This window comes from Chromobacterium haemolyticum DSM 19808, assembly GCF_000711885.1.
Classification (GTDB): Bacteria; Pseudomonadota; Gammaproteobacteria; order Burkholderiales; family Chromobacteriaceae; genus Chromobacterium; species Chromobacterium haemolyticum.
This window is the reverse complement of record NZ_JONK01000005.1, coordinates 212,649-235,212: the sequence shown is the minus strand read 5'-3', so window position 1 is coordinate 235,212 and position 22,564 is coordinate 212,649. Positions and strand designations below refer to the sequence as shown.

The following is a 22,564-nucleotide window of genomic DNA, read 5'->3' as shown; positions in this document are numbered from 1 at the left end:
GGGGAGCCCGCTCCCCGCCCCCTTCCCATGCGCCTCCTTCCGCTGACCCTGGGCCTCTCCGTCGGCCTGATCCTGCTCTCCTTGGTTTCACTGCTGCACGGCAGCGGCATGGACGCCTCCCTTTTGCTGGCCGGCCATCCGCCGCCGGAACTGGAATGGCAGCTGCTGCTGGAATTGCGCCTGCCTCGCCTGCTGGCCAGCGCCAGCGCCGGCGCCTTGCTAGCCAGCGCCGGCGCGGCGGTGCAAGCGCGTTTCCGCAATCCGCTGGCCGAGCCCGGCCTGATCGGCATCAACAGCGGCGCGGCGCTGGCCGCCGCCGCGGCGCTGAGCCTGGGCGCCGGCCTCTACGCGGTGTCCGCGTCCGCCTTTGTCGGCGGCCTGTCTTCCTTATTGCTGATCCGCCTGCTGGGCCAGACTCAACAAGGCGGCAGCCGGCTGATCCTCAGCGGCCTGGCCATCAGTTCCTTGCTGGGCAGCTTGCTGACCTTGCTGATCACCACCCTGCCCGACGGCTCCTTGCGCGTGGTGATTTTCTGGCTGATGGGCAGCTTCGCCAGCGTGGACTGGCCGCAAACCCTCTTGCTGTGCGCAGCCGCGCCGCTGGTCTGGCTGGCGCTGCACCGGCAATGGCGTTTTCTCAACGCGCTGCAATTGGGCGAAACCGCCGCCTTTCACCTGGGCTTCGAAGTCCGCCGCCGCGAATGGCAGGTGGTGGTTCTCGCCGCCCTGGCCGCCGGCTTGGTGGTGTCCGCCTGCGGCATGATAGGCTTCATCGGCTTGATGGGCCCTCACCTGGCTCGCCAATTGGTGGGCGGCAACGCGCGCCGGTTGCTGTGGATAGCGCCCATGCTGGGCGCGCTGCTGGCCATCGCCTCGGACTGGCTGGCGCGCAGCCTGCTGGCGCCCAGCGAGCTGCCGGTGGGCGTGATCACCAGCCTGATAGGCGCGCCGTTCTTCCTGTGGCTGCTGCGGCAAAGCGCGGAAAAGGACAGCCATGCTTGAAGCGCGCGCCGTCAGCCTCTCCCGCCAGGGCCGCCTCTTGGTGGAGTCGGTTTCCCTGCGCGTGGCGCCGGGCGAACTCAATATAGTGCTAGGCCCCAACGGGGCCGGCAAAAGCAGCTTGCTGGGCATGCTGGCCGGCTTGTACGCCCCCAGCGCCGGCGAGGTGTGGATGGCCGGGCGGGCGCTGCGCGGCCAATCCGCAGCGGAACTGGCGCGCCAACGCGCGGTGGTGGAGCAAAACCCGTTGACGCCGGCGGGCTGGAGCACGCTGGAGCTGATTCAGTCCGGCGCCTACCTGCTAGGCGATGCCGCCGACGCCTGCCGCCGGGCTATGGAACTGAGCTGTACAGAGGAACTGGCGCAACGCCAGGCGCGCACGCTGTCCGGCGGCGAACAGCAACGCGCTCACCTGGCGCGCGCGCTGTGCCAGCTGTTGGCTTCTACGGACGCGGAACGCTATCTCCTGCTGGACGAACCCACCGCCGCGCTGGACTTCGCGATGGCGGACGCGCTGCTGGCGCAAGTGGCCCGCATCTGCCGCGAACTGAATATCGGCGCGCTGGCGGTGGTGCACGATCTGAACCTGGCGCTGCGCCATGCCGACAATGTGCTGCTATTGAACGAAGGACGCGCCGCAGGCTTCGGGCCCACGGCGCAGATCATGCGGCGGGAAACACTGGAAGCGGTTTACGGCGTGCGGCTGGCGGAGCTGAGCAGCCAAGAGCATGCCTTGCGGGCTTTCGTGCCCTTGCCCCACCCGCACCCAGACTAAACGCTCAGCGGTGCGGGGCCTGCTTGCACTCGCTGAGAAAACGCGCGCGGTCGGCCTCGCTCACTTCTCCGGCAAAGCCCTGAGTGATCACCGCCTCCGCGCCGCGCCGGTTTTCCCCCAGCTGCAAGCACATCTGCTTGGCCTGGATCACGCAGGCCGCGCCCTTGGCCATGCCGTGCCGCACCAAGGCGTCCGCCACCTCCTGGCAAATCCATTCCTGATAATTCAAACGGTGCGAGATCACGTCGATCAAGCGCGCGATGCGGCCGAAACCGTGCAGCCGCCCGCCGGGAATGTAGGCCACGTGGGCAATGCCCTCGAACGGCACCAGGTGATGCGGACACAGGCTGTGGATGGAGATATTGCTGATGATGACCATCTCGCGGGAGTTGTCTTCAAAGCCGCAGCCCAGCACCTCGCTGGGATCAGCGGCGTAGCCGTCCAGCAAGCGGTCCCGCCAGAACGCGCTGACCCGCTCCGCGGTCCTGCCCAGATGCGGATCGCCTTGCGGCTGAAAGCCGCACGCGGTCAGCAAATCGGTCACCGCGCGCTCAAACGCCTCCTTGTCGAACGGCCGTAACCGCTCCACGCCCACTTTGGGTTCGCGCTCCGGCGCTGGATGATCGCAATGCTGATGGTCCATATCGTCTCCCTTGTGACCGCTGATTCAACGTCCGCTGCGCGCCGGCGGCGCATGGCGCAACGAAAACCGGCCCGCAAATTTGAGCCGGCTCTTGGGCGGCGGCTTCAATCGAAATAGGAATTCGAGGGCGGCCCGGCGGGAAAGTTGCATCCGCCGGCGGCATGAAAAACCCGGGGCGGCGACGCCGGCCCCGGGTTTGCGACTATATCACAGGCCGCCGCCGCTACACGCGCGCGCCTTCCAGATTGGATTTCATCTCATAGCTCTGCTTGACATCGCCATTGCCGTCCACGCTCTCCAGCCTCACATCGAAGCCCCACAACCGGCACACGTGCTTGAGCACTTCGTTGGCGCTGTTGTCGTCCAGCGGGCGCCGGTTGTGCATGGTGTGGCGCAGCACCAGGCTGCGGTCGCCGCGCACATTGACCGACCACACCTGAATATTGGGCTCGCGCGAACCCAGGTTGTACTGCTCGGCCAGCTTGCCGCGAATGTCGCGGTAGCCCATATCGTCGTGGATGGCGGACACTTCCAGCTTGTCGTCGTGGTCGTCGTCGCGGATGGAGAACAGGCGGAAATCGCGAATCAGCTTGGGCGACAGATACTGCGAAATGAAGCTCTCGTCCTTGAAGTTCTTCATCGCGAACTCCAGGGACTCGCGCCACGGCGTGCCGGCCAGGTCTGGAAACCAGGCGCGGTCTTCATCGGTGGGGGCTTCACAGATGCGCTTGATGTCCTGATACATGGAAAAGCCCAGCGCATACGGGTTGATGCCGTTGTACCAACGCGCCGTCACCGGCGGCTGATACACCACATTGGTGTGGCTCTGCAAAAACTCCATCATGAAACCATCGGTGACCATGCCTTTATCGTACAGACGATTGAGGATGGTGTAGTGCCAGAACGTGGCCCAGCCCTCGTTCATCACCTGAGTCTGACGCTGCGGGTAGAAATACTGCGCCACCTTGCGCACGATCCGCACCACCTCGCGCTGCCAGGGCTCTAGCAGCGGCGCGGATTTTTCGATGAAGTAGAGCAGGTTTTCCTGCGGCTCCGGCGGAAAGCGCGGCGGCGCCTTGTCGCTGCCGTCCTTGTCGCGCTTGGGAATGGTGCGCCACAGGTCGTTGACCTGCATTTGCAGATACTGCTCGCGTTCTTCCTGGCGCGCCTGCTCCTTGGCCAAAGACAGCTTCTGCGGACGCTTGTAGCGGTCCACGCCGTAGTTCATCAGCGCGTGGCAGCTATCCAGCAACTCTTCCACCGCGTCTATGCCGTAGCGCTCCTCGCACTTGGTGATGTAGCTCTTGGCGAACACCAGGTAATCGATGATGGCCGAGGCGTCGGTCCAGGCTCGGAACAGGTAGTTGCCCTTGAAAAAGCTGTTGTGGCCGTAGGCGGCGTGGGCGATCACCAGCGCCTGCATCGTCATGGAGTTTTCTTCCATCAGATAAGCGATGCAGGGGTTGGAATTGATCACGATTTCATAAGCCAGCCCCATCTGGCCGCGCTTATAGCTTTTCTCGGTGGCGACGAAATGCTTGCCGTAGCTCCAGTGGTGATAATTGACCGGCATGCCCACCGAAGCGTAGGCGTCCATCATCTGCTCAGCGGTGATGACCTCCAGCTGATTGGGATAGACATCCAGCTTGAATTCATCCACCGCGATGGCGCGTATCTGCCGGTCATACTCGTTGACCAGGTCAAAGGTCCATTCGGACCCGGTAGAAATGGGTGTCATGTTGCTGCCCCCTTGGCAAGACCGCTCAGAACCTGTTTACGATCTGCTGCGCATCGGCGAAACGGCGTTGAAACCAAGCTCAAAATGCTCATGTACCATGTGTACATTCCGCTTTTTCGCTCGTTTCCGCCTTGTCTCGCCTTAGCTTGCGAGATCATAAACACGTTCTCAGGCGGTGGCGGCACGGCTATTGGCCGGCTGACGCTTGAACAGTTCCCGGAAAACCGGGTAGATGTCGGAAGCCGAACGAATTTTCTGCATTGCGAACTGGCGGTTGCGTTCCTGTACCTTCAGGTATTCGTACCAGAGGTTTTGCGGCTCCCCTTCGGTGATCTCAATGTAGGCGAAGTACTGGCAGTAAGGCAGCAAATCCTCCTCCATGATGCGGCCGCAGTTGGCGGAATCGCTGTCCCAGTTGTCGCCGTCGGACGCCTGGGCGGCGTAGATGTTCCATTCGCTGCCGGCGTAGCGCTTCTTGACGATCTCCGCCATCAGGTTGAGCGCCGAAGACACCACGGTGCCGCCGGATTCGCGCGAGTGGAAGAAATCCTCCTCGCTCACCTCCACCGCGCTGGTATGGTGGCGGATGAACACCACCTCTATCTTCTCGTAATTGCGCTGCAGGAACAGGTAAAGCAGGATGAAGAAGCGCTTGGCCATGTCCTTCTTCTGCTCGTCCATGGAGCCGGACACGTCCATGATGCAGAACATCACCGCCTGGCTGGTGGGTTTGGGCTGCTTGACCCGGTTGTTGTAGCGCAGGTCGAACGGGTCTATCCACGGGATGCTGGCAATGCGCTCGCGCAGCCGATGGATGCTCTGCCGTTTTTCGCGGATTTCCAGCGTGTTGTCCTCGTCATCCTCCATCAGGGTGTCGAGTTCCTCCTCCGCGTCGCCCAGCGTGGCCATCGTCGGCGCGGCCATCGCCACTCGCCGCGCCAGCGCGCCGCGCAGCGAGCGCACGATATTGATGTTGGCCGGCGTGCCGTCGTTGGTGTAGCCGGCGCGCACCGTCTTCATCTCCTCAATGCCCATTAGTTGGGTCTTGATCAGATTGGGCAGCGCCAGGTCGTCGAAGAACACGTTCATGAACTCTTCGCGCGACAGCTGAAACACAAAATCGTCCTCGCCCTCGCCGTCCTGGCTGGCCTTGCTGCCGCCGCCTCCCCCGCCGCCTTGCGGCCGCGGCAAGCGGTCGCCTTTGACGAACTCCTCATTGCCGGGATGCACGTTTTCCGTCATGCCGCCCTTGCCATGATGGAAAACAGGTTCGGAAATATCCTTTACCGGAATCGAGACCTTCTCTCCGCTCTCGATGTCGGTAATGCTGCGCCCCTTGACCGCCTTGGCGACGGCTTCCTTGATTTGGGCCTTGAAACGGCGCAGAAACCGTTCGCGGTTGACCGCGGACTTGTTCTTGCCGTTGAGGCGCCGATCGATGATGTGGGACATAAGCACCTCGCTTTGCCTGTGCCGGCGGCGGCCGCGCGCTGGCGGCCGCCGCCTGACTTGCTGTTGTTATATTATTCACCGCCCGGCGGCGACAGCGGCCGCTTGGGCGATTGCCGGCGCCGCCTGGACGGCGCCGGATCAGCGATGGCTTACGAGGACTTGCGCACTCGCAGATACCATTCGCACAACAGACGCACTTGCTTGGCGGTGTAGCCTTTTTCCACCATGCGGTTGACGAAGTCCTCGTGCTTCTTCGCATCCTCGGCGCTGGCCTTGGCGTTGAAGGAGATCACCGGCAACAGCTCCTCGGTGTTGGAGAACATCTTCTTCTCGATGACCGTGCGCAGCTTCTCGTAGCTGGTCCAGGTGGGGTTCTTGCCGCCGTTGTTGGCCCGCGCCCGCAACACGAAGTTGACGATCTCGTTGCGGAAGTCTTTCGGGTTGGAAATCCCGGCCGGCTTCTCGATTTTCTCCAGCTCCGCGTTCAAGGAAGTGCGGTCGAAGATCTCGCCGGTGTCCTGATCGCGATACTCCTGATCCTGAATCCAGAAGTCCGCGAAGCTGACGTAGCGGTCGAAGATGTTCTGGCCGTACTCGGAGTAGCTTTCGAGGTAAGCGGTTTGAATCTCCTTGCCGATGAATTCCACGTACTTGGGCGCCAGGTACTCCTTCAGGAAGGTCAGATACTTCTGCTCCGTTTCCGCCGGGAACTGCTCGCGCTCAACCTGTTGCTCGATCACGTACAGGAGATGCACCGGGTTGGCGGCCACTTCGCTGTGATCGAAGTTGAACACCTTGGACAGGATCTTGTAGGCGAAGCGCGTGGACAAGCCGCTCATGCCCTCGTCCACCCCCGCGTAATCGCGGTATTCCTGGATGGATTTGGCCTTGGGATCCGTGTCTTTCAGGTTGTCCCCGTCGTACACCTGCATCTTGCTGAACAGGCTGGAGTTTTCCGGCTCTTTCAGCCGCGACAGAACCGCGAACTGCGCCATCATCTTCAGCGTGCCCGGCGCGCACGGCGCGCGGCCCAGCGAAGAGTTGCGGATCAGCTTGTCGTAGATCTTGATCTCGTCCGACACGCGCAGGCAATACGGCACCTTGACGATGTAAATCCGGTCGAGGAAGGCCTCGTTGTTCTTGTTGTTGCGGAACTGCTTCCACTCGGACTCGTTGGAGTGAGCCAGGATCACGCCTTCAAACGGAATCGCGCCAAAGCCCTCGGTGCCCTTGAAGTTGCCTTCCTGGGTAGCCGTCAGCAGCGGGTGCAAGACCTTGATCGGCGCCTTGAACATCTCCACGAACTCCAGCAAGCCCTGGTTGGCCAGGCACAAGCCGCCGGAGTAGCTGTAAGCGTCCGGGTCGTCCTGCGCGTATTTCTCCAGCTTGCGGATATCCACCTTGCCCACCAGGGACGAGATGTCCTGATTGTTCTCGTCGCCCGGCTCGGTCTTGGCCACCGCGATCTGCTTGAGCACGGACGGATAGCGCTTGACCACGCGGAACTGGCCGATATCGCCGTTGAACTCATGCAGCCGCTTCACCGCCCACGGGCTGGGGATGCTCTTCAGATAACGGCGCGGAATGCCGTATTCCTCTTCCAGCAGCGCCCCGTCCTCGTCGTAGTTGAACAGCGCCAGCGGAGACTCGTTGACCGGGCTGCCTTTCAGGCAATAGAACGGCACCAGCTCCATCAGCTCTTTCAGCTTCTCGGCAATGGACGATTTGCCGCCGCCCACCGGGCCCAGCAAATAGAGGATCTGCTTCTTCTCTTCCAGGCCTTGCGCGGCGTGGCGGAAGTAGGACACCACCTGTTCGATCACCTCCTCGGTGCCGTAGAAATCACGGAACGCGGGATAGACCTTGATGACTTTGTTGGAAAAAATGCGGGACAGACGCGAATCATGTCGAGTGTCCACCAGCTCCGGCTCGCCAATGGCGGCCAGCATGCGCTCTGCGGCGGTGGCGTAAGCGCCGGGGTCTTTCTTGCAGAGCTCCAGGTACTCCTGGATGGTGTACTCCTCCTCACGAGTCTTGTCGTAACGAGCAGCGTAGTGACTGAAGATATCCGGGTGCATGGCTCTCTCCTGGCAGGTAGCAGAGGCGCAAACGACATGCACGCGGCATCCGCTGCTCCCCTTGCTGAATTAGAGTATTCACATTGTTTCCGGCTTTCTTTTTCTGGGTATAGCATAACGCACAGCTTGGCAGGGCAAAACCGCGCCTGCACACAAAATATGAGATCGTGAGCCAGATTCAATACAAGTATTTGAAATGGATGGTGAATTCCGCCAGCTTTTTTTTGTAACGGAAGACGAGCGGCGTGTAAGCGGGGGTAAACGGAAATCGGCCCTAAAAAAAGGCCTTGGTAATCAATCGTTTCCTGCGGGGCCATCGGAAGATTTAGACCAAACCGCCTGACGAATAAAAGAGAAGGGAATATAAAACGTGCCGGAGCCCCGGCGCGGACGGCGGCGATCAGCCTTTGCGCTGCACGATGCGCACGCCGATTTCATAGATGCGGCCGCGCTGTACCTCGTTGCAGCGCTTCACCTCCACCACCGCCTCCAGCGGCTTGCCCGGCATGCCGCCCACGCCCGGCGCCAGCACAATCACGGACAAGCGCTCGCCAAACTGCGGCACAAAGGAGGAGCGCAGCGCCATGCCGTCCACCGACAGATCCACGCACTCGCCGTAATGGGTTTCGCCGCTGATCAAAGAACGGATGCGGGCCTTGCAGCCCATGCTGATGCGGCGCCCGCGCCGTCGATCCCGGTAAGGATCAAACGGCGACACCCGGCATCCTCCCGGCCTGATGCGCCGCCAACCAGTGCAGCCCCACGATGGACTTGCTGTCGCAGATCTCCCCGCTCAGCGTCATCTCCATCGCCTGCGCCACCGGCACTGCCAGCACCTCCAGGAATTCGCCCTCGTCCAGCCGGCTGCCCTGCTGGCTCAGCCCCTCCGCCAGGTAATAACTGATGCGCTCGTTGGAATAGCCAATGCACGGATACGCGGTGCCCAGATACGTCCAGCGCTCCGCCGTGTAGCCGGTTTCCTCCAGCAGCTCCCGCCTTGCCGTGGCCGCCGGCACCTCGTCCGGGTCGATCTTGCCGGCGGGAATCTCCACGAACTCGCGGCCGGCCGGGTAACGGTACTGGCGCTCCAGCACCAGCTTGCCGTCCGGGGTCAGCGCTAGCACCGCCACCGCGCCGGGGTGCAGAATGTATTCGCGCGTGGACGCCGCGCCGTCCGGCAGCGCCACCTCGTCTTTATGCACCTTGAGAAAACCGCCCTGATACACCAGCTCCGTCGACAACTGCTTTTCAACCAGATCCACAATGACCCCTTAAAGTGTTCTGCAATGCCTGCTTTTCCAGGCGCTGATCACCGCCCAGCGCCACAGCAGCCGCGTCAACGCGTAGCCGATCACGGCAAAGGTCAGGCCCAGCGCCGGCAACCCCACCAGCAAGGGCCAGCCCAGCTCCGCCAGCCAATTCAGGCAGGCGTGCCACCAATCCGGCAAGCTCATCCGGTCCCAATTGGGCGGCGGCGTCATTGTACCCGCAGCCGGATTGCCCAGTAAAAGCTTGCCATAAGCATAAGCCAGAAAATACAGCGGCAATACGGTCAAAGGGTTAGTGTACAGCGTGAACAACACCGCCACCGGCAGATTCACCCGCATCAACAACGCCAGCGCCACCGCCGTCACCTTTTGCGTGGGGCCGGGCATCAGGCCGGCGAACAAACCCACCCCCACCCCCATCGCCACCTTGCGGCGGTTCAACGACCAATACGCCGGCCGGTCCAGGTAAGGCGCCAGCCGGCGCAGGCCCGGCTTTTGAAACCAATGGTGCCGGTAGGCAACCCATTTGCGTACCTTGCGTCTAAACCAAGTCATCTGGAATTTTTTGATCCTTGTGCGCGCTCGTTGCCGTTAAACCACACTCGGCGGCGGGGAAAACGCGAAAAGCTTGTCAAAGCCACGTCGATAATTTAAACAAGCGTTTGAATTGTTCGCCCAAGCGCAGGGCGCACCCAAACACGACAGACCTGGCCGGATAGACCAGGCCGCGCAAAACCAACAGGAGAGACCCATGCCTGCATACCAAGCCCCGCTGCGGGATTTCGATTTCGTGCTCCACGAGCTGATCAAGGTACAGGACATCATCCCCACCCTGCCCGGCTACGAAGAAGCCACCCAGGACATCTTCCGCTCCTACCTGGAAGCCGCCGCCCAGTTCTGTGAAAGCGAACTGGCGCCCCTGAACCGCCAGGGCGACGAAGAAGGCTGTCACTACGACAGCTCCACCAAATCCGTCACCACCCCGCCCGGCTTCAAGGAAGCCTACCAACAATACTGTGAACTGGGTTTCCCCACGCTGGACTGCGACCCGGCCTACGGCGGCCAGGGCATGCCCAAGGCGCTGAGCTTCCCCATCATGGAAATGCAGTGCTCCAGCAACGTGGCCTGGTCCATGTACCCCGGCCTGTCCCACGGCGCGTATTCTGCCATTCATGCCCACGGAACCGAAGCGCAAAAAGCGGCCTACCTGCCCAAACTGGTGGACGGCAGCTGGACCGGCACCATGTGCCTGACCGAACCGCACTGCGGCACCGACCTGGGCCTGCTCAAAACCCGCGCCGAACCCAACGGCGACGGCAGCTACAGCATCACCGGCACCAAGATTTTCATCTCCGCCGGTGAACATGATATGTCCGACAACATCATTCACCTGGTGCTGGCCCGCCTGCCGGACTCGCCCAAGGACGTGAAGGGCATCTCTCTGTTCATCGTGCCCAAATTTCATGACGACGGCAGCCGCAACGCCGTGGCCTGCGGCAGCCTGGAACACAAAATGGGCATCAAGGCCAACGCCACCGCGGTGATCAACCTGGACGGCGCCAAGGGCTATCTGATTGGCGAACCCAACAAGGGCCTGTCCTGCATGTTCACCATGATGAACGCCGCCCGCCTGGGCTGCGGCATGCAAGGCCTGGGCATAGGCGAAGCCTCCTTCCAGGGCGCGCTGGCCTATGCGCGCGAACGCCTGCAAATGCGCTCGCTGACCGGCGACAAATGCCCGGACAAGCCGGCGGACCCCATCATCGTCCACCCGGACGTGCGCCGCATGCTGCTCACCCAGAAAGCCTACACCGAAGCCGGCCGCGCGCTGACCACCCTGCTGGCGCTGCAACTGGACATCGAAGACAAACACCCGGACGCCGACGCCCGCCAGGACGCCGCCGACCTCGTGGCCCTGCTCACCCCGGTGGCCAAGGCCTTCATGACCGACAACGGCTACGAAGCCGCCAACCTGGGCATGCAAGTGTTCGGCGGCCACGGCTACATCCGCGAATGGGGCATGGAACAACTGGTGCGCGATTGCCGCATCTCCCAGATCTACGAAGGCACCAACGGCATCCAGGCCATCGACCTCTTGGGCCGCAAAGTGCTGATGGATCAAGGCCAGAAGCTGCGCAAGTTCACCAAGCAAATCCATAAGTTCTGTCAGGCCAATGAAGGCAACGACAAACTGGCCGACTACGTGGCCCCGCTGTCCAAGCTGCTGAAAGACGTGGGCGAAGTGACCATGGGCATCGGCATGGCCGGCATGCAGAACCGCGACGAAGCCGGCGCGGCCGCCACCGACTACCTACGCCTGATCGGCCACCTCAGCTACGCCTGGCTGTGGGCGCAAATGGCGGAAGTGGCTCATTCCAAGCTGGGCGGCGGCGAAGACGGCTTCTACCAGGCCAAGATCCTGACCGGCCGCTTCTATATGGCTAAGCTGTTCCCGGAAGTGCACAGCCTGCTGGCCAAGCTCAAGGCCGGCGCCAAGCCCTTGATGGAGCTGCAGGACGAGCACTTCGCGTTTTAAGCCACCTAGAACGTGTTTACGATCTCGCTAGCTAGGGCGAGACAAGGCGAAAACCGCTGAGAAAGAGGAATGTACAAGCGGTACATGAGCATTTCGAAACGGTTTTCAACGCCGTATCGCCGACGCGCAGCAGATCGTAAACAGGTTCTTAGAACATGAAACGAAAACGGCCCCTATGGGCCGTTCCTCATGGGCGACTCCGCCGCGCTAGCGGCCCCGGCCTCGCTTGCGGTAACGCTTCTGCGTTTGCGCGATGCGCATTACGGCTTGCTCAAGCTGGCTTTCTCAATGGTCTGTCTACGATTTATCGACAGGTTTTGTTAGCCGCTCGAAGCGATACCCGGCACATCATGGCTTACCATACCCGTACTTACTCCAAATTTTCTGCGACCCCGGATCGAACAGTTGCTCGTACAGTTTTCTGGCCGCTGGATGGTTGGCCGCAGGTGTCAGCAACGCGGCGGTCTGTTTGATCGGAGGGTAGGTCTCTGCCGTGATTTCCACCCAGTGCCCCTTGCCCAGATTGGAATACTTCAGCACTTGGGATTTTGAGACAAAACCGCCCGAGGCCTTGCCGGATGCAACCCACTCCGCTGCGTGCGCCACATCCGGTACTCGGACGAAGCGCGGCCGCAGCCGTTCGGCCAATTGATAGTGGTTCAAACTATACAAGACGGTCTGGCCATAAATACTAGCCTCCGGATCAGGTAACACGATTGTGCCATGACCATCTCGCAGCCACTCCAGCCAATGGTCGCTGTGAAAATCCGCATCCAATGACCACAGCACCAACGATCCCAAAGCATAAATGCGCGGCTCGCTCAAACAACGGCCCAGCGCCCTCAGCCGCCGCGTGTATTCCTCGCTCGACGACAGATAAATCTCAAATTCCGCGCCATTGGCGATTTGCGAGGCCAGCGCCACCGACGGGCCATATGTGACATCGACACCGACGCCCGTTTCCGCGGAGAAGCGCCTGATGATCTCGCCCAAAGCCGGTTCCGTATTGCTGGCAGCGGCCACCCTCACCTGCTCGGCATAGGCGATGGCAGACATGCAAACCAACAGCCACATCGCCAATATCTTCGACATCTCATGCTCCCAAGCACCAACAATTCAGCATAGGACATGTGCTGTAGACAATATGAACCGGCGACAAAACCTAGTAGACCATGTGAAGCCAGACGGCGCGACACTGGGCTGCCCCTGGCCTAAGAATCTGTTTACGATCTGCTGCGCGTCGTGAAGCGTTGCACGGTGAGTACCAACTCAAAATGCTCATGTACCACCTGTACATTCCGCTTTTTCGCTCGTTTTCGCCTTGTCTCGCCTTAGCTCGCGAGATCGTAAACAGGTTCTAAGGACAGTTAGATCAGACGGCTTATTCACAAGCAGCCATCGATGCCAACGTACTTTTCATGTGACTGCTCCGGCCAAGAAACGTAACTAACCTTCCAAATCATCATCCAGCCTGCGGGCTCTCCATCCCCTCAAAAAACCCAAGCGCCCGCGCATCGCCGGCATAAGCCACATTGATCCGCAGCCAATCGTTATCCTCGCCGCCGGGCATGAAGCCGCTGCCCGGCGACAACAGGATTCCGCGCTTGGCGGCTTCCGCCTGCATTTCCTTAAAGCTGTGGCGGCCGGTGCGCGCCCAGACGAACATGCCGCCCTGCGGCTCCGCGAACACTTGCCAGCCGTTGGCTTCCAGCGTTTGCAGCGTGGCGGCCATTTGCCGGTTCAGCCGCAGCCGCAGCCTTTGCGTCAGCTTGCGGTAAGCGCCGCTGGACAAGAGCTGGGCCACCACGCATTCCGCAAAGCGCTGGGTGCCGATGCCGGTGTACATCTTGATATTGGCTAGCTGGCGGATCAGTTGCGGCTGGGCCAGCACATAGCCGACGCGCAGCGAGCAGCTGAGGGTTTTGGAGAAGCTGGACACGTAGATCACCCGCCGCAGCGAATCCAGCGCCGCCAGGCGCACGCCGGGGTGGTTCTGGAAATCCGCGTAGATATCGTCTTCCACAATCAGGAAATCGTGGGCCTCCGCCAGTTGCAGCAGGCGGTGCGCCACCGCCGGCGTCAAACAGGTGCCGGTGGGGTTGTGGAACAGGCTGTTGATGAACAGGCATTTGGGCCGGTGCCGGGCCAGGATGGCCTCCAGCGCCGCCAGGTCCGGTCCGTTGCCGGCGCGCGGCACCGCCAGCATTTCTACGCCGTGGAATTTCAGCAGGTTGAACAGATTGTAGTAGCCGGGGCTTTCCACTAGCACGGTGTCGCCGGGCTTGAGCAGCGCGCGCGCCAGCAGGTCCAGCGCGTGGCTGCCGCCGTTGGTGGTGAGGATTTGCTCCTGCTCCACATGGATGTCGATCTGGCGCAGCCGCTGCTGTAGTTGCCGGCGCAAGGCCGGCAGGCCCAGCGGGGTGCTGTAGTCGAACAGGTCCGCCGGCTGGCAGCGGGTGATGTGGCGTATGGCGTAGCCCAGTTCTTCCTGGTCGCCCCAGCTGTCCGGCACCCAGCCGCAGCCCAGTTTCAGTTGCTCGCCGCTGTCGCTGAACTGGCCCCAGGCCGGCTCCATGGTTTCCCGCCATTCGCTTTCTTCGCGGCCCGGCGGCGCGGCCACGAAGAAGCCGGCGCCGTGGCGCGATTCCAGCAGGCCCAGCGCCACCAGCCGGTCGTAGGCGTCGATCACGCAGGACTGGCTAAGCTGTTGCTCCTTGGCCAGCTGGCGGATGGAGGGTAGCCGGGTGCCGGGACGGACGCGGCTTCGCCGTATCCAGGCGCGCAGTTGATCGGCGATTTGCTGCGCTAGCGGCTGCCGGCTGGCGCGGTCGGGTTCTAGCCGCATGGCGGGCTCACTGTTTGCTGATAATGAGCAAACAGTTAAGCGCAAATGGCCGCCGCTGTCACTTGTTGTCGTCATGGGTGGGCCGGATAGTGGCGTGTCGCACCCTTTTCATCGCCAGGCCATAGCTTATGACTGTTCCACTGTTCGCCCACACTGATTGTCCCCCCGTGTCTTTTTTATTCCCGGAGGCGATATGAACACGCGCCACCCTGCCCGGCTGGCCTTCGGCCTGTGCCTGATCACGTGCGCGGTGAACCTGCAAGCGCCGCTGTACACCGCTTACGCGCAGCTAGCCGGCCAGGGCGCGGCGGCCACCGCCACCGCGTTTTCCGCCTACGTGCTGGGGGTGTTGCCGGTGCTGCTGGCGCTGGGCGGCCTGCCGGACCGGCTGGGGCGCAAACCTTTGATCCTGGCTGCGCTAACGCTGGCGATGCTAGCCACCGCCGTCATGGCGCTGTGGCCGCGGCTGGAAGCCTTGGCCGTGGCGCGCTTTCTGCTGGGCTGCGGCACCGCGCTGGCTTCCGCCGCCGGCGCCGCTTATATGGGGGAATTGATGGCGGAGCCGGACGGCCGCCGCGCCACGCTGTGGGTGACGGCCAGCACGTCGCTGGGCTTTGGCTTGGGCGCGGCGCTGACCAGCTTGTGCCTGCTGTGGCAGAGCACGCTGACGCCGGCCAGCTTCTGGCTGCACTTGGCGTTGGCCGGAACGGCCCTGCTGGCGGTGGCCGGGCTGCCGGACCCGGCGCCGCGCGGCCGCCATACGCCCATGCTGCGCCCGCCCTATTTCCCGGCCGGCAGCCTGCCTTTCGGCTGCGCCATCCTGTTGGCCTGGGCCGCGGTGGGGCTGGTGATCGCCTTATTGCCGTCGGTATTGGCCGCGCATGGGCTGGCGCGCTGGTCCGGTTTTTCCACCTTCACCGTGATCAGCTGCGGCTTGTTGTTCCAGCCGCTGGCCCGCACGATGCCCCCCTGCCGGGCCGCCCGCCTGGGCATGTTGGTGCTGCCGCCCAGCTACGCCTTGCTGGCGTGGGGCGCGACTCAGGGTTCGCTGGCGGCGGTGCTCTTGGGCGCGCTGGGCGCGAGCAGCTCCTGCTATGGCTTCACTTATCTGGGCGGCTGGTCCGCGGTAAACGCGCTGGCCGGCGCGGAAAAACCACGCGCCAGCGCCGGTTTCTTCCTGCTGGCTTATATAGGCTTCAGCCTGCCGGTGATCTTCACCGGCTTGCTAGTGGACCGCCTGGGCGCACCCATGGCCTTGCTGCTGTTCGGCCTGGCGCTGGCCGCCGGCGCGGCCCTGGTTGCCCGGGCGATTGGACGGAGCGCGGCGGCAAGCGCCGCTTTCCCCGCCTTGGCGGCGGCCAGCCGGCGCGATTAGAGCGGCTAACAAAAATCAGTGTTACGGCTGAGGCAAGACGCGCCGGCGCAGGCAGTACTTGAGTATGGCAAGTCGGCGCAACGCAGCATCAGGAATTTGTTAGCCACTCTTAGCAGACTAGCCCAGCCAGACTGCTCAGTTCACCGGATAGGCCGTCAGCAAAACCCAGCTGCCCTTCACCACCTCAAAATCCAGCTGCACGCTGGAGAACTGCGAGCGGGTCTGCGCGGTGCACCTGCCCGCCGCGTCCGCCGCGGTGCAGCTATAGCCGCCTATCTTGTCCTTCTTCAGCACGCTGTAGACGGTGACGCTCTGGCGGGCGTGGTTGCCGGAACACTGTACCGCGGCGCCGGTGTACTTCTTGGGATCCACGTAGTTGTTCCAGAAGCCGGTGTATTCCTCCACGCTGGTGAACAGAGTCTTGCCCACCTGGCTGGTGCCGGCCGGCGGGGTGGCGCCGTAGATGTGCTGGTTGAGGTGGCCGCCCGCGGCGTTGTTGTTGGCGGACACACCGCTGGTCTTGACGCTGGGGATGGCCCGACATTCTACGGCGTGGGCCAGACTGGGCAGGCCGGCGGCGATTAGCAAGGCTGCGGCGGCGGACAAGCGGACCAGGGGTTTGCTAGTGATTTGGCGCATGGGGTTTCTCCTGTTGATGGATGAAGCGGCTTGAAGCCCGGACCGCCAGACAAGTAGGTCAGGCAAACTGCCGATGTGCATTCGAAAGCACAAAATAAATGCCTTATGCATTTTTATAGATCATCAAAAAACAATGTCAAACCATGCAGCACCAATTAATGTCAATGGAATTTAACCTTACGCTCTAGCCTCATTAGGAGTGCGCCGCAGGGTGAAGCATTAAGACCCGCTAACAAAACCCCTGATCCTGCGTTGCACCTCCTTGTCGTACGACTCGTACTGTAGCTTCGCAGAAACTTCGTTTTCTGTGTCGGCGCGCCTTGGCTCAGGTTCTCTGCGAGCTTTTGTTAGCGGCTCTTAGCCCCCAGGCAGCATCCTTCCTACCTTCCCTCCCCCCAAAATCCATCCCTCTCATCTCACAAAACCCACCCACCTCAATCATTGCAGCAAGCCCTATTCCGTGAAAAGTCACTTCCAAAAAAAATCTAAGCAACTAAATCGCAGCTGCTTTTCGAAATACCAAGCACAAAATAAAACTGAAACAGTTCACCGCGTCAATTAACAGCGGTTTGTTTAAAATCATTCTGTCTTGGCCAAGATAACAATTTCCAAACAGCAATTTCGAAAAGAGAAAAATGCAAGACGATTTTATCACCCCACCCATATTGCTTTTAGACTCTGTAGATTTCAGAGAAGCCGCCCCTGCTTCTTCATATGGCTACACCATTCCAGCATGCTTCGCGGACTATGTCCGTGACTATCAGGATAATCAAGGCGTTTGCCCGGAGTGCGGCAAAATACGGTGCGTGATATTCAGCAACACCGCCAAGCATCTCAATCAAGGCCGAGATGAAAGAAAATTATTGGCCTTGAGCGGGCCAAATTTTCCTAAAATCGCAAAATCCAATTACGATAGTTTTGATCAATTTTCCAAGCTTCTTTTAAAAAACTACGAAATAAATGGCGATCAAATCACCCGTGGCTTGATCTCAAAAGTCTACCGGGATGATCTAGCCATCAATAGACAGCTCATAGACCCAACCCCCAACCGTACCTCGCGACAACCGCCTCCTCAAGACATCAATGTCACGAACAAACTTGAGCACGACTTAAGAATGTGCCTGCACGCACTAAATGCGGACAAATCTTCAAAAGGCCTGAAGAGCAACCCCGACATTGCAACGCACTGCAAGCACAAACGCTATGACCTTGCCGCACTGGCGTTTGCAAAACAGATGGACCTCTCCGAGCGGGACCTGAAAATATTTAACACCTTTTACGCCGCACAATCTCGAATCGGTCAAGTATCGCCGGATGCGCAAGAGCTCAAGGCCTCATTGCAATACATTGCCACCGCCGGCGACATTACTTCCAGAGAATTTGGAAAGCACTTCAACAGCCTATCAAAAATCTTGCGTAGCAATATTAAAAATGCAAACGCAATTCCATTTGACCAAGCGATGAAAACGCTGGGTAAAATGCAAAACTACCCGCAAATGAAAATTGCGCCTCATGAACTCGATGCCATCAAGAAGGCGGTACGTTCCATTGACTACAAGGATATTGGCGATAGAATGCAAAAAATGTCCAAAGGTTTTGGCTACGCTGGCAAAGCATTGCAAATAGATTCCATTCATGACAAAATTCTTAGCGGCATTGATACCGGCGACTGGAAGCCGCTGCTATTGGAATTTGAAAGCATGGCCGCTAGCGCCGCCGCCGCGTACGCACTCTCATTTGCTTACTCTCTGGCAGCAGGAGCCTTTGCCCTTTCAGGCGCCGGCACCATCACCCTTATTGCCGCTTATCTGGCTGCCGCCACTTACTTTACTCCGGAGAGGATGGACAACATCAATAATGTTGTTTTCAATTGACAACAATCAGGAGCAGATTTAAAAATACTAGTTGATTTTGACAAAAAGGAGGGCTTGCCCTCCTTTTTTTACCACCCCATACCATCAATCATACCGTACTCAAGCAAGCACAATAACGATTAAGCAAAATACCATTCACTCCTGTAGCGGACCCTTCTTTTAACCTTACGGTTCAACCCTCAAGACCATCATGCAAGACTTGGAAAAAAAAGCCCAATACACTCACACTTTTCACCCTTTAATTATTTTCAGCTTAACCCCCATATTACTTATCGGCATCATCTCCCAACAAATGGGTGATGCTTTCTTGGCTCCGGCTCGAGCTTGGCTATCTGATATCGGCTTAGTCAGCCAGGGTGGCATGCAATCCAAAACACTCACCAATACCGCCACGGTCATTTTTTCTTACATCAGGTTTAGCACGCCATTCTATTTTCTTGGTTTTATTTATGCATTCAAAAAAGACTTCCACTTATATATAAAAAACTTAAACACCCCCAATTGGAAACGATTTTTTCTTTCTCTGGCGCTCATCGGTGGAATGCTCGCCTTCATGGTGTACATCACTTATTTTGACGGATCCAACCTTGAGTCCGGCAGTCATATCATTCCAGCAGCAGCTAGCAACGCGATACTTTATTCACTTCTGGCGTCTTGCCATGCCATGATGTTCTATTTCATTGCACATTTGACTTTCATCAGCCTCATTGTTCAGCCAATTTACTTGATAAAAACCCGCTAATTTTTCAATGGCGGGGTGATTCAAAAACCTCCGCCAACACCATTCACTTGGCATGACACCGCCGCCCACTCGCCCTCTTCGACCTCCCCCATTCTTCCCCAGCAAAAAATTGATAAGCGCGATAAGCATGGTTTGATCTAGCCCATTCCGGCAACTATGTTTCATCAAGAGGCCGCGGCTCTGGCAGGGCGCGTCGCGGCACTATTAGGCACAATATCTGTCCGGGGGAGCGCTCCATGCTGCACCAGTTGACCGTCAAGCAAAAACTGCTGGCCGGCTTCGGCCTGTTGATCGTCCTGATCGCCATCATCGTGGCGGTGGCGATAATGAAGTTCAACACTATCGGGGACAAGATCCGCGATGTGACCGAGGACCGCTACCCCAAGATCATGCTGGCCAACAAGATCAGCGTCACCACGCTGGACGTGGGCCGCTCCATCCGCAACGCCATCATCGTGCAAACGCCGGAAGAGACAGAGACCCATCTCAAGAAGGTGGAGGAGCTCCGCGCCGCCAACGCATCCAATCTGGACCAGATGGAAAAACTGCTGTCCACGCCCAAGGGGAAGGAGCTGTTTGATAAGCTCAAGGCCGCCAGCACTCATCTGGGCGCTCAGTTTGAACCCTTGTACGCCTTGGCGCGCGCCAATAAGAATGAGGAAGCCAAAACCTTTCTGATGAAAACCTTTGCGCCGGCCAACAACGCGTTTTTGAAGTCGCTGAAAGAGATGTCGGACTTTCAGGAAGACTTGATGCAAAAGTCGATTGAGGCCAGCAAAACCGCTCAAAGCGAGGCGGTGACGGTGCTGCTTACCGTGGCGGTGATCGCCTTGATCGCCGCGATGTCGATTGCGATGTTCATTGCCAACCTGGTGACGGTGCCGCTGAAGAAATCCGCGCAGTTGGTGCGCAATATCAAGCAGGGCGATCTGTCCGGCCACGATGAGCGGATTCCCGACGCGCGCGACGAAGCCATTGCCATGGCCAAGGATATCCAGGAGATGCGCCAGGGCTTGCGCGAGGTGGTGGCCAGCATCCAGAAAAACGCCAACGAGGTGTCGGACTCCGCTCACGAGCTGGCCAGCATGTCCGAGCAAGTGGCCCACGGCGCTCAGCGCCAATCCGAGGCCACGTCCGAAGCCGCCGCCACCATCGAGGAACTGACGGTCAGCATCAACCATGTGGCGGACAACTCCAACGAAGCTTCCCGTCAGGCGGCGATGGCCGGCGATCTGGCCAGCCGCGGCGGCCATGCGGTGAAGGCGTCGGTGGGCAATATCGAATCGGTGTCGTCCTCGGTGGCGGCCACTTCGGACCAGATGAAGGGCCTGACTCAGGAAGTGCAGAAGATAGGCAATATCGTCACGGTGATCCGCGACGTGGCGGACCAGACCAACTTGCTGGCCTTGAACGCGGCGATCGAGGCGGCGCGCGCCGGCGAGATGGGGCGCGGCTTCGCGGTGGTGGCGGACGAGGTGCGCAAGCTGGCGGAACGCACCGCCAGTTCCGCCCAGGAAATCACTCAGATGATCGGCTCCATCCAAGGCAGCGCCAACCGGGTGGTGGGCAGCATGGAGCAGAGCCTGTCCAGCGTGGGCACGGTGTCCGACGGCGCCAGCCAGGCCACCGACTCCATGCAGGAGATTGAAGGCAGCACTCACTCCATCGTGCACTCCATCGGCAACATCACCAGCGCGCTGAGCGAACAGCGCACCGCCAGCCTGAACCTGGCGCAGAGCATGGAGCGGGTATCTCAGATGGCGGAGGAAAACAGCGCCACGGTGGAAGAACTGGCCACCACCTCCAGCCAGCTCAACGCGCTGGCGCAAAACCTGCAGGGCGTGACCGCGCGCTTCCGTCTCTAAAAAGCGGTTTCAAACGAGGGGGGCCCGGCAAGCTCGAGCCCGCCCTTCTCCACGCTCAGTCGTACTGGGTGCCCTTCTGGATCAATTCCACCTTGTAACCATCCGGGTCCTGCAAAAAGGCGATCACGGTGCGGCCGTGCTTCATCCGCTCCGCCTCGCGCGCCACCCCGTCACCCAGGACTGGGGCCGCGGCTTCGCGCTGCCGGACCTGGCGATCAGCGATATTCACTTCATCTGGCGCAAGCAGCAGGAGTCGGCCCTGGTCGACGGTTTCATCCAGTCCGTCGCCACGGATTAAAAGCCTGTTCAATGCCTGCCACGCTAGCGCCTGCGCCCGCTTTCCCCGCCATACGCCTAGTCTCGTTCTTGCCCGCGAGACTGCGCACCGGCGCAAAAAAACCACACAAGGCCGGGCAAGCGGGGAAACGGCATGGGCGCAATGAGCAAAAATCGCAATCGGCATAACATGATCTCGTCGTAAGGTCGGCCAGCCGGCATCCGTACGCCGGCCCTTCCTTTCACTTGGGACCCGATCATGAAAACTCTTTTCGCCGCGCTTTCGCTCAGCCTGGCCGCAAGCAGTCCGGCCGTCCTCGCCCATGCCCATTCGGCGTATTCCCACGACAGCAACTTCAGCTACCGCCATCCCAAGTGGATGGGCCTGCTGGACGATGGCCTCACGGTCAGCCAGCTGTCGCTGCCCGGCACTCACGACACCATGAGCCGCTACGGCGGCGACAGCGTCGCCACCCAAACCCTGCCCTTGCGCACCCAGCTGGACGCCGGCGTGCGCGCTTTCGATATCCGCCTGCGTTCCATAGCCAACAGCTTCGCCATCCATCACGGCCCGGTATTCCAGCAGGCGATGTTCGGCGATGTGCTCAACGACATGAGCGCCTTCCTGCGCGCCAACCCCAGCGAGACCCTCTTCGTCCGGGTCAAGGAAGAACACACGCCGGAAAACAGCTCAATGTCCTTCCAGCAGATTTTCGAGTCCTACTACAATCGCTACAGCGGCTACATCGCCATTCCCGCCAGCAACAATCCCAGCTTGCGCGAGGTGCGCGGCAAAATCGTGTTCTTGCAGAACTTCTCCAGCAGCAAGCGTTACGGCATTTCCTACGGCGCCTACAACATCCAGGACCAGTACAGCGTTTCCACCAACTGGGACTTGTACGGCAAATGGGAGAAGATCAAGGCCCACCTGAACCAGGCCAATACGGGTCCACGCGGCAACGGCTACATCAATTATCTGACAGCCTCCGGCGGCTCCTTTCCCTATTTCATCGCCAGCGGCCATTCCAACCCGGCCACCGGCGCGCCGCGGCTGGCCACCGGCCTGACAACCCCGGGCTGGAAAAACAGCTATCCTGATTTCCCTCGCGTCAATTGCTTCATCGGCATCTGCACCATCGCCTTTGAAGGCAGCAATGTGCTGACCCAGGAATACATCCAGCGCCAGCGTCCGGCTTACGCGGGGATGGTGATGGCCGATTTTCCGGGGCCGGGGCTGATCGACACGCTGATCCAGCTCAATCTGAAAACCTGCAAACGCTGGAGCGCGGGTGACCGCGCCACTCTGGGCGACATCTACCGCTACGACAACCCCTACTCCAAGACGGTGGACTATTTCCGCAGCCGCAAGAGCGGCGGCTATTGGTATTTCCCCACCAATCAGTCCAGCAACGGGGACTGGGAATACCTGGGCCATGCCAGTGCCTGCCGCGATTGACCG

The 22,564-nt window shown here is 60.2% G+C and carries 19 protein-coding genes and 1 pseudogene; 9 read left to right on the top strand and 11 right to left on the bottom strand.

Going from position 1 to position 22,564, the window contains the following annotated elements:
* The first annotated feature begins 27 nt into the window (after window positions 1-27).
* Entirely contained in the window at window positions 28-1,002 is a 975-nt protein-coding gene (locus tag BR71_RS04795) for a FecCD family ABC transporter permease (RefSeq protein ID WP_052370334.1), read from the top strand.
* Window positions 995-1,774, top strand: coding sequence for an ATP-binding cassette domain-containing protein (locus BR71_RS04790; protein ID WP_043633363.1), 780 nt, complete (start codon window positions 995-997; stop codon window positions 1,772-1,774). Before BR71_RS04795 ends, BR71_RS04790 begins: the two co-directional genes overlap by 8 nt.
* A 4-nt stretch (window positions 1,775-1,778) precedes the next feature.
* On the opposite strand, the gene folE is transcribed toward BR71_RS04790, so the two are convergent.
* The 7 genes from folE to BR71_RS04755 form a co-directional block, all read right to left on the bottom strand.
* Entirely contained in the window at window positions 1,779-2,417 is a 639-nt protein-coding gene (gene folE, locus BR71_RS04785; protein ID WP_043633360.1) for a GTP cyclohydrolase I FolE, read from the bottom strand.
* Between the two features lie 223 nt (window positions 2,418-2,640).
* Window positions 2,641-4,155, bottom strand: a complete 1,515-nt coding sequence (locus tag BR71_RS04780) for a SpoVR family protein (protein ID WP_043633356.1) — start codon at window positions 4,153-4,155, stop codon at window positions 2,641-2,643.
* A 168-nt stretch (window positions 4,156-4,323) separates the two neighbouring features.
* Window positions 4,324-5,607 carry a YeaH/YhbH family protein gene (locus BR71_RS04775; protein WP_043633352.1) on the bottom strand — a complete coding sequence of 428 codons (1,284 nt, stop codon included), beginning with the start codon at window positions 5,605-5,607 and terminating at the stop codon, window positions 4,324-4,326.
* 149 nt (window positions 5,608-5,756) lie between these two features.
* Window positions 5,757-7,685 carry a PrkA family serine protein kinase gene (locus BR71_RS04770; RefSeq protein WP_043633347.1) on the bottom strand — a complete coding sequence of 643 codons (1,929 nt, stop codon included), beginning with the start codon at window positions 7,683-7,685 and terminating at the stop codon, window positions 5,757-5,759.
* 400 nt (window positions 7,686-8,085) lie between these two features.
* Window positions 8,086-8,403 (bottom strand): PilZ domain-containing protein, encoded by a 318-nt coding sequence (locus BR71_RS04765; protein WP_081545720.1) that lies wholly within the window; start codon window positions 8,401-8,403, stop codon window positions 8,086-8,088.
* Window positions 8,390-8,947: an NUDIX domain-containing protein gene (locus BR71_RS04760; RefSeq protein ID WP_043633343.1), complete on the bottom strand. Its 558-nt coding sequence runs from the start codon at window positions 8,945-8,947 to the stop codon at window positions 8,390-8,392. Before BR71_RS04760 ends, BR71_RS04765 begins: the two co-directional genes overlap by 14 nt.
* 9 nt (window positions 8,948-8,956) lie before the next feature.
* Window positions 8,957-9,508 carry a DUF2062 domain-containing protein gene (locus BR71_RS04755; protein WP_019100393.1) on the bottom strand — a complete coding sequence of 184 codons (552 nt, stop codon included), beginning with the start codon at window positions 9,506-9,508 and terminating at the stop codon, window positions 8,957-8,959.
* Window positions 9,509-9,704: 196 nt separating this feature from the next.
* Between BR71_RS04755 and BR71_RS04750 the strand changes: the two genes are divergently transcribed.
* A complete protein-coding gene (locus BR71_RS04750) occupies window positions 9,705-11,489 on the top strand; it encodes an acyl-CoA dehydrogenase C-terminal domain-containing protein (protein WP_043633338.1) in 1,785 nt (594 codons plus the stop codon).
* 348 nt (window positions 11,490-11,837) lie between these two features.
* Here BR71_RS04750 and modA read toward each other — a convergent pair whose 3' ends face one another.
* Together modA and BR71_RS04740 are read right to left on the bottom strand one after the other, a co-directional pair.
* On the bottom strand, window positions 11,838-12,581 hold the full coding sequence (gene modA, locus BR71_RS04745) for a molybdate ABC transporter substrate-binding protein (protein WP_043633336.1): 744 nt from the start codon (window positions 12,579-12,581) through the stop codon (window positions 11,838-11,840).
* A gap of 370 nt (window positions 12,582-12,951) precedes the next feature.
* Window positions 12,952-14,334 carry an aminotransferase-like domain-containing protein gene (locus BR71_RS04740; protein WP_043633332.1) on the bottom strand — a complete coding sequence of 461 codons (1,383 nt, stop codon included), beginning with the start codon at window positions 14,332-14,334 and terminating at the stop codon, window positions 12,952-12,954.
* Between the two features lie 193 nt (window positions 14,335-14,527).
* Here BR71_RS04740 and BR71_RS04735 point away from each other — a divergent pair, with 193 nt between their 5' ends.
* Window positions 14,528-15,709: an MFS transporter gene (locus BR71_RS04735; protein WP_043633327.1), complete on the top strand. Its 1,182-nt coding sequence runs from the start codon at window positions 14,528-14,530 to the stop codon at window positions 15,707-15,709.
* A gap of 135 nt (window positions 15,710-15,844) precedes the next feature.
* Here BR71_RS04735 and BR71_RS04730 read toward each other — a convergent pair whose 3' ends face one another.
* On the bottom strand, window positions 15,845-16,348 hold the full coding sequence (locus BR71_RS04730; RefSeq protein ID WP_052370333.1) for a hypothetical protein: 504 nt from the start codon (window positions 16,346-16,348) through the stop codon (window positions 15,845-15,847).
* Window positions 16,349-16,983: 635 nt separating this feature from the next.
* Between BR71_RS04730 and BR71_RS04725 the strand changes: the two genes are divergently transcribed.
* The 3 genes from BR71_RS04725 (at window position 16,984) to BR71_RS04715 (ending at window position 20,829) form a co-directional block, all read left to right on the top strand.
* Entirely contained in the window at window positions 16,984-18,222 is a 1,239-nt protein-coding gene (locus BR71_RS04725; RefSeq protein ID WP_081862548.1) for a colicin-like pore-forming protein, read from the top strand.
* Window positions 18,223-18,412: 190 nt separating this feature from the next.
* Window positions 18,413-18,964, top strand: coding sequence for a hypothetical protein (locus BR71_RS04720; protein ID WP_043633319.1), 552 nt, complete (start codon window positions 18,413-18,415; stop codon window positions 18,962-18,964).
* A 236-nt stretch (window positions 18,965-19,200) separates the two neighbouring features.
* The gene (locus BR71_RS04715; RefSeq protein ID WP_043633316.1) at window positions 19,201-20,829 is read left to right on the top strand and encodes a methyl-accepting chemotaxis protein; all 1,629 of its coding nucleotides are present in this window, start codon (window positions 19,201-19,203) and stop codon (window positions 20,827-20,829) included.
* 55 nt (window positions 20,830-20,884) lie between these two features.
* Here BR71_RS04715 and BR71_RS23320 read toward each other — a convergent pair.
* Window positions 20,885-20,998: pseudogene (locus tag BR71_RS23320) on the bottom strand (lactoylglutathione lyase); the annotation flags it as partial.
* Between BR71_RS23320 and BR71_RS24455 the strand changes: the two are divergent.
* Together BR71_RS24455 and BR71_RS04705 are read left to right on the top strand one after the other, a co-directional pair.
* Entirely contained in the window at window positions 20,966-21,127 is a 162-nt protein-coding gene (locus BR71_RS24455) for a hypothetical protein (RefSeq protein WP_162179187.1), read from the top strand. The pseudogene BR71_RS23320 and the gene BR71_RS24455 overlap by 33 nt on opposite strands.
* Window positions 21,128-21,364: 237 nt before the next feature.
* A complete protein-coding gene (locus BR71_RS04705) occupies window positions 21,365-22,561 on the top strand; it encodes a phosphatidylinositol-specific phospholipase C (protein WP_081545755.1) in 1,197 nt (398 codons plus the stop codon).
* The last annotated feature ends 3 nt before the right edge of the window (window positions 22,562-22,564 follow it).

Bases quoted from the DNA above. Each gene is read 5' to 3' on its own strand.
- BR71_RS04795 (WP_052370334.1), top strand. From the start codon at position 28: ATGCGCCTCCTTCCGCTGACCCTGGGCCTCTCCGTCGGCCTGATCCTG.
- BR71_RS04790 (WP_043633363.1), top strand. From the start codon at position 995: ATGCTTGAAGCGCGCGCCGTCAGCCTCTCCCGCCAGGGCCGCCTCTTG.
- folE (WP_043633360.1), bottom strand. From the start codon at position 2,417: ATGGACCATCAGCATTGCGATCATCCAGCGCCGGAGCGCGAACCCAAA.
- BR71_RS04780 (WP_043633356.1), bottom strand. From the start codon at position 4,155: ATGACACCCATTTCTACCGGGTCCGAATGGACCTTTGACCTGGTCAAC.
- BR71_RS04775 (WP_043633352.1), bottom strand. From the start codon at position 5,607: ATGTCCCACATCATCGATCGGCGCCTCAACGGCAAGAACAAGTCCGCG.
- BR71_RS04770 (WP_043633347.1), bottom strand. From the start codon at position 7,685: ATGCACCCGGATATCTTCAGTCACTACGCTGCTCGTTACGACAAGACT.
- BR71_RS04755 (WP_019100393.1), bottom strand. From the start codon at position 9,508: ATGACTTGGTTTAGACGCAAGGTACGCAAATGGGTTGCCTACCGGCAC.
- BR71_RS04750 (WP_043633338.1), top strand. From the start codon at position 9,705: ATGCCTGCATACCAAGCCCCGCTGCGGGATTTCGATTTCGTGCTCCAC.
- modA (WP_043633336.1), bottom strand. From the start codon at position 12,581: ATGTCGAAGATATTGGCGATGTGGCTGTTGGTTTGCATGTCTGCCATC.
- BR71_RS04740 (WP_043633332.1), bottom strand. From the start codon at position 14,334: ATGCGGCTAGAACCCGACCGCGCCAGCCGGCAGCCGCTAGCGCAGCAA.
- BR71_RS04735 (WP_043633327.1), top strand. From the start codon at position 14,528: ATGAACACGCGCCACCCTGCCCGGCTGGCCTTCGGCCTGTGCCTGATC.
- BR71_RS04730 (WP_052370333.1), bottom strand. From the start codon at position 16,348: ATGCGCCAAATCACTAGCAAACCCCTGGTCCGCTTGTCCGCCGCCGCA.
- BR71_RS04725 (WP_081862548.1), top strand. From the start codon at position 16,984: ATGCAAGACGATTTTATCACCCCACCCATATTGCTTTTAGACTCTGTA.
- BR71_RS04720 (WP_043633319.1), top strand. From the start codon at position 18,413: ATGCAAGACTTGGAAAAAAAAGCCCAATACACTCACACTTTTCACCCT.
- BR71_RS04715 (WP_043633316.1), top strand. From the start codon at position 19,201: ATGCTGCACCAGTTGACCGTCAAGCAAAAACTGCTGGCCGGCTTCGGC.
- BR71_RS04705 (WP_081545755.1), top strand. From the start codon at position 21,365: ATGAAAACTCTTTTCGCCGCGCTTTCGCTCAGCCTGGCCGCAAGCAGT.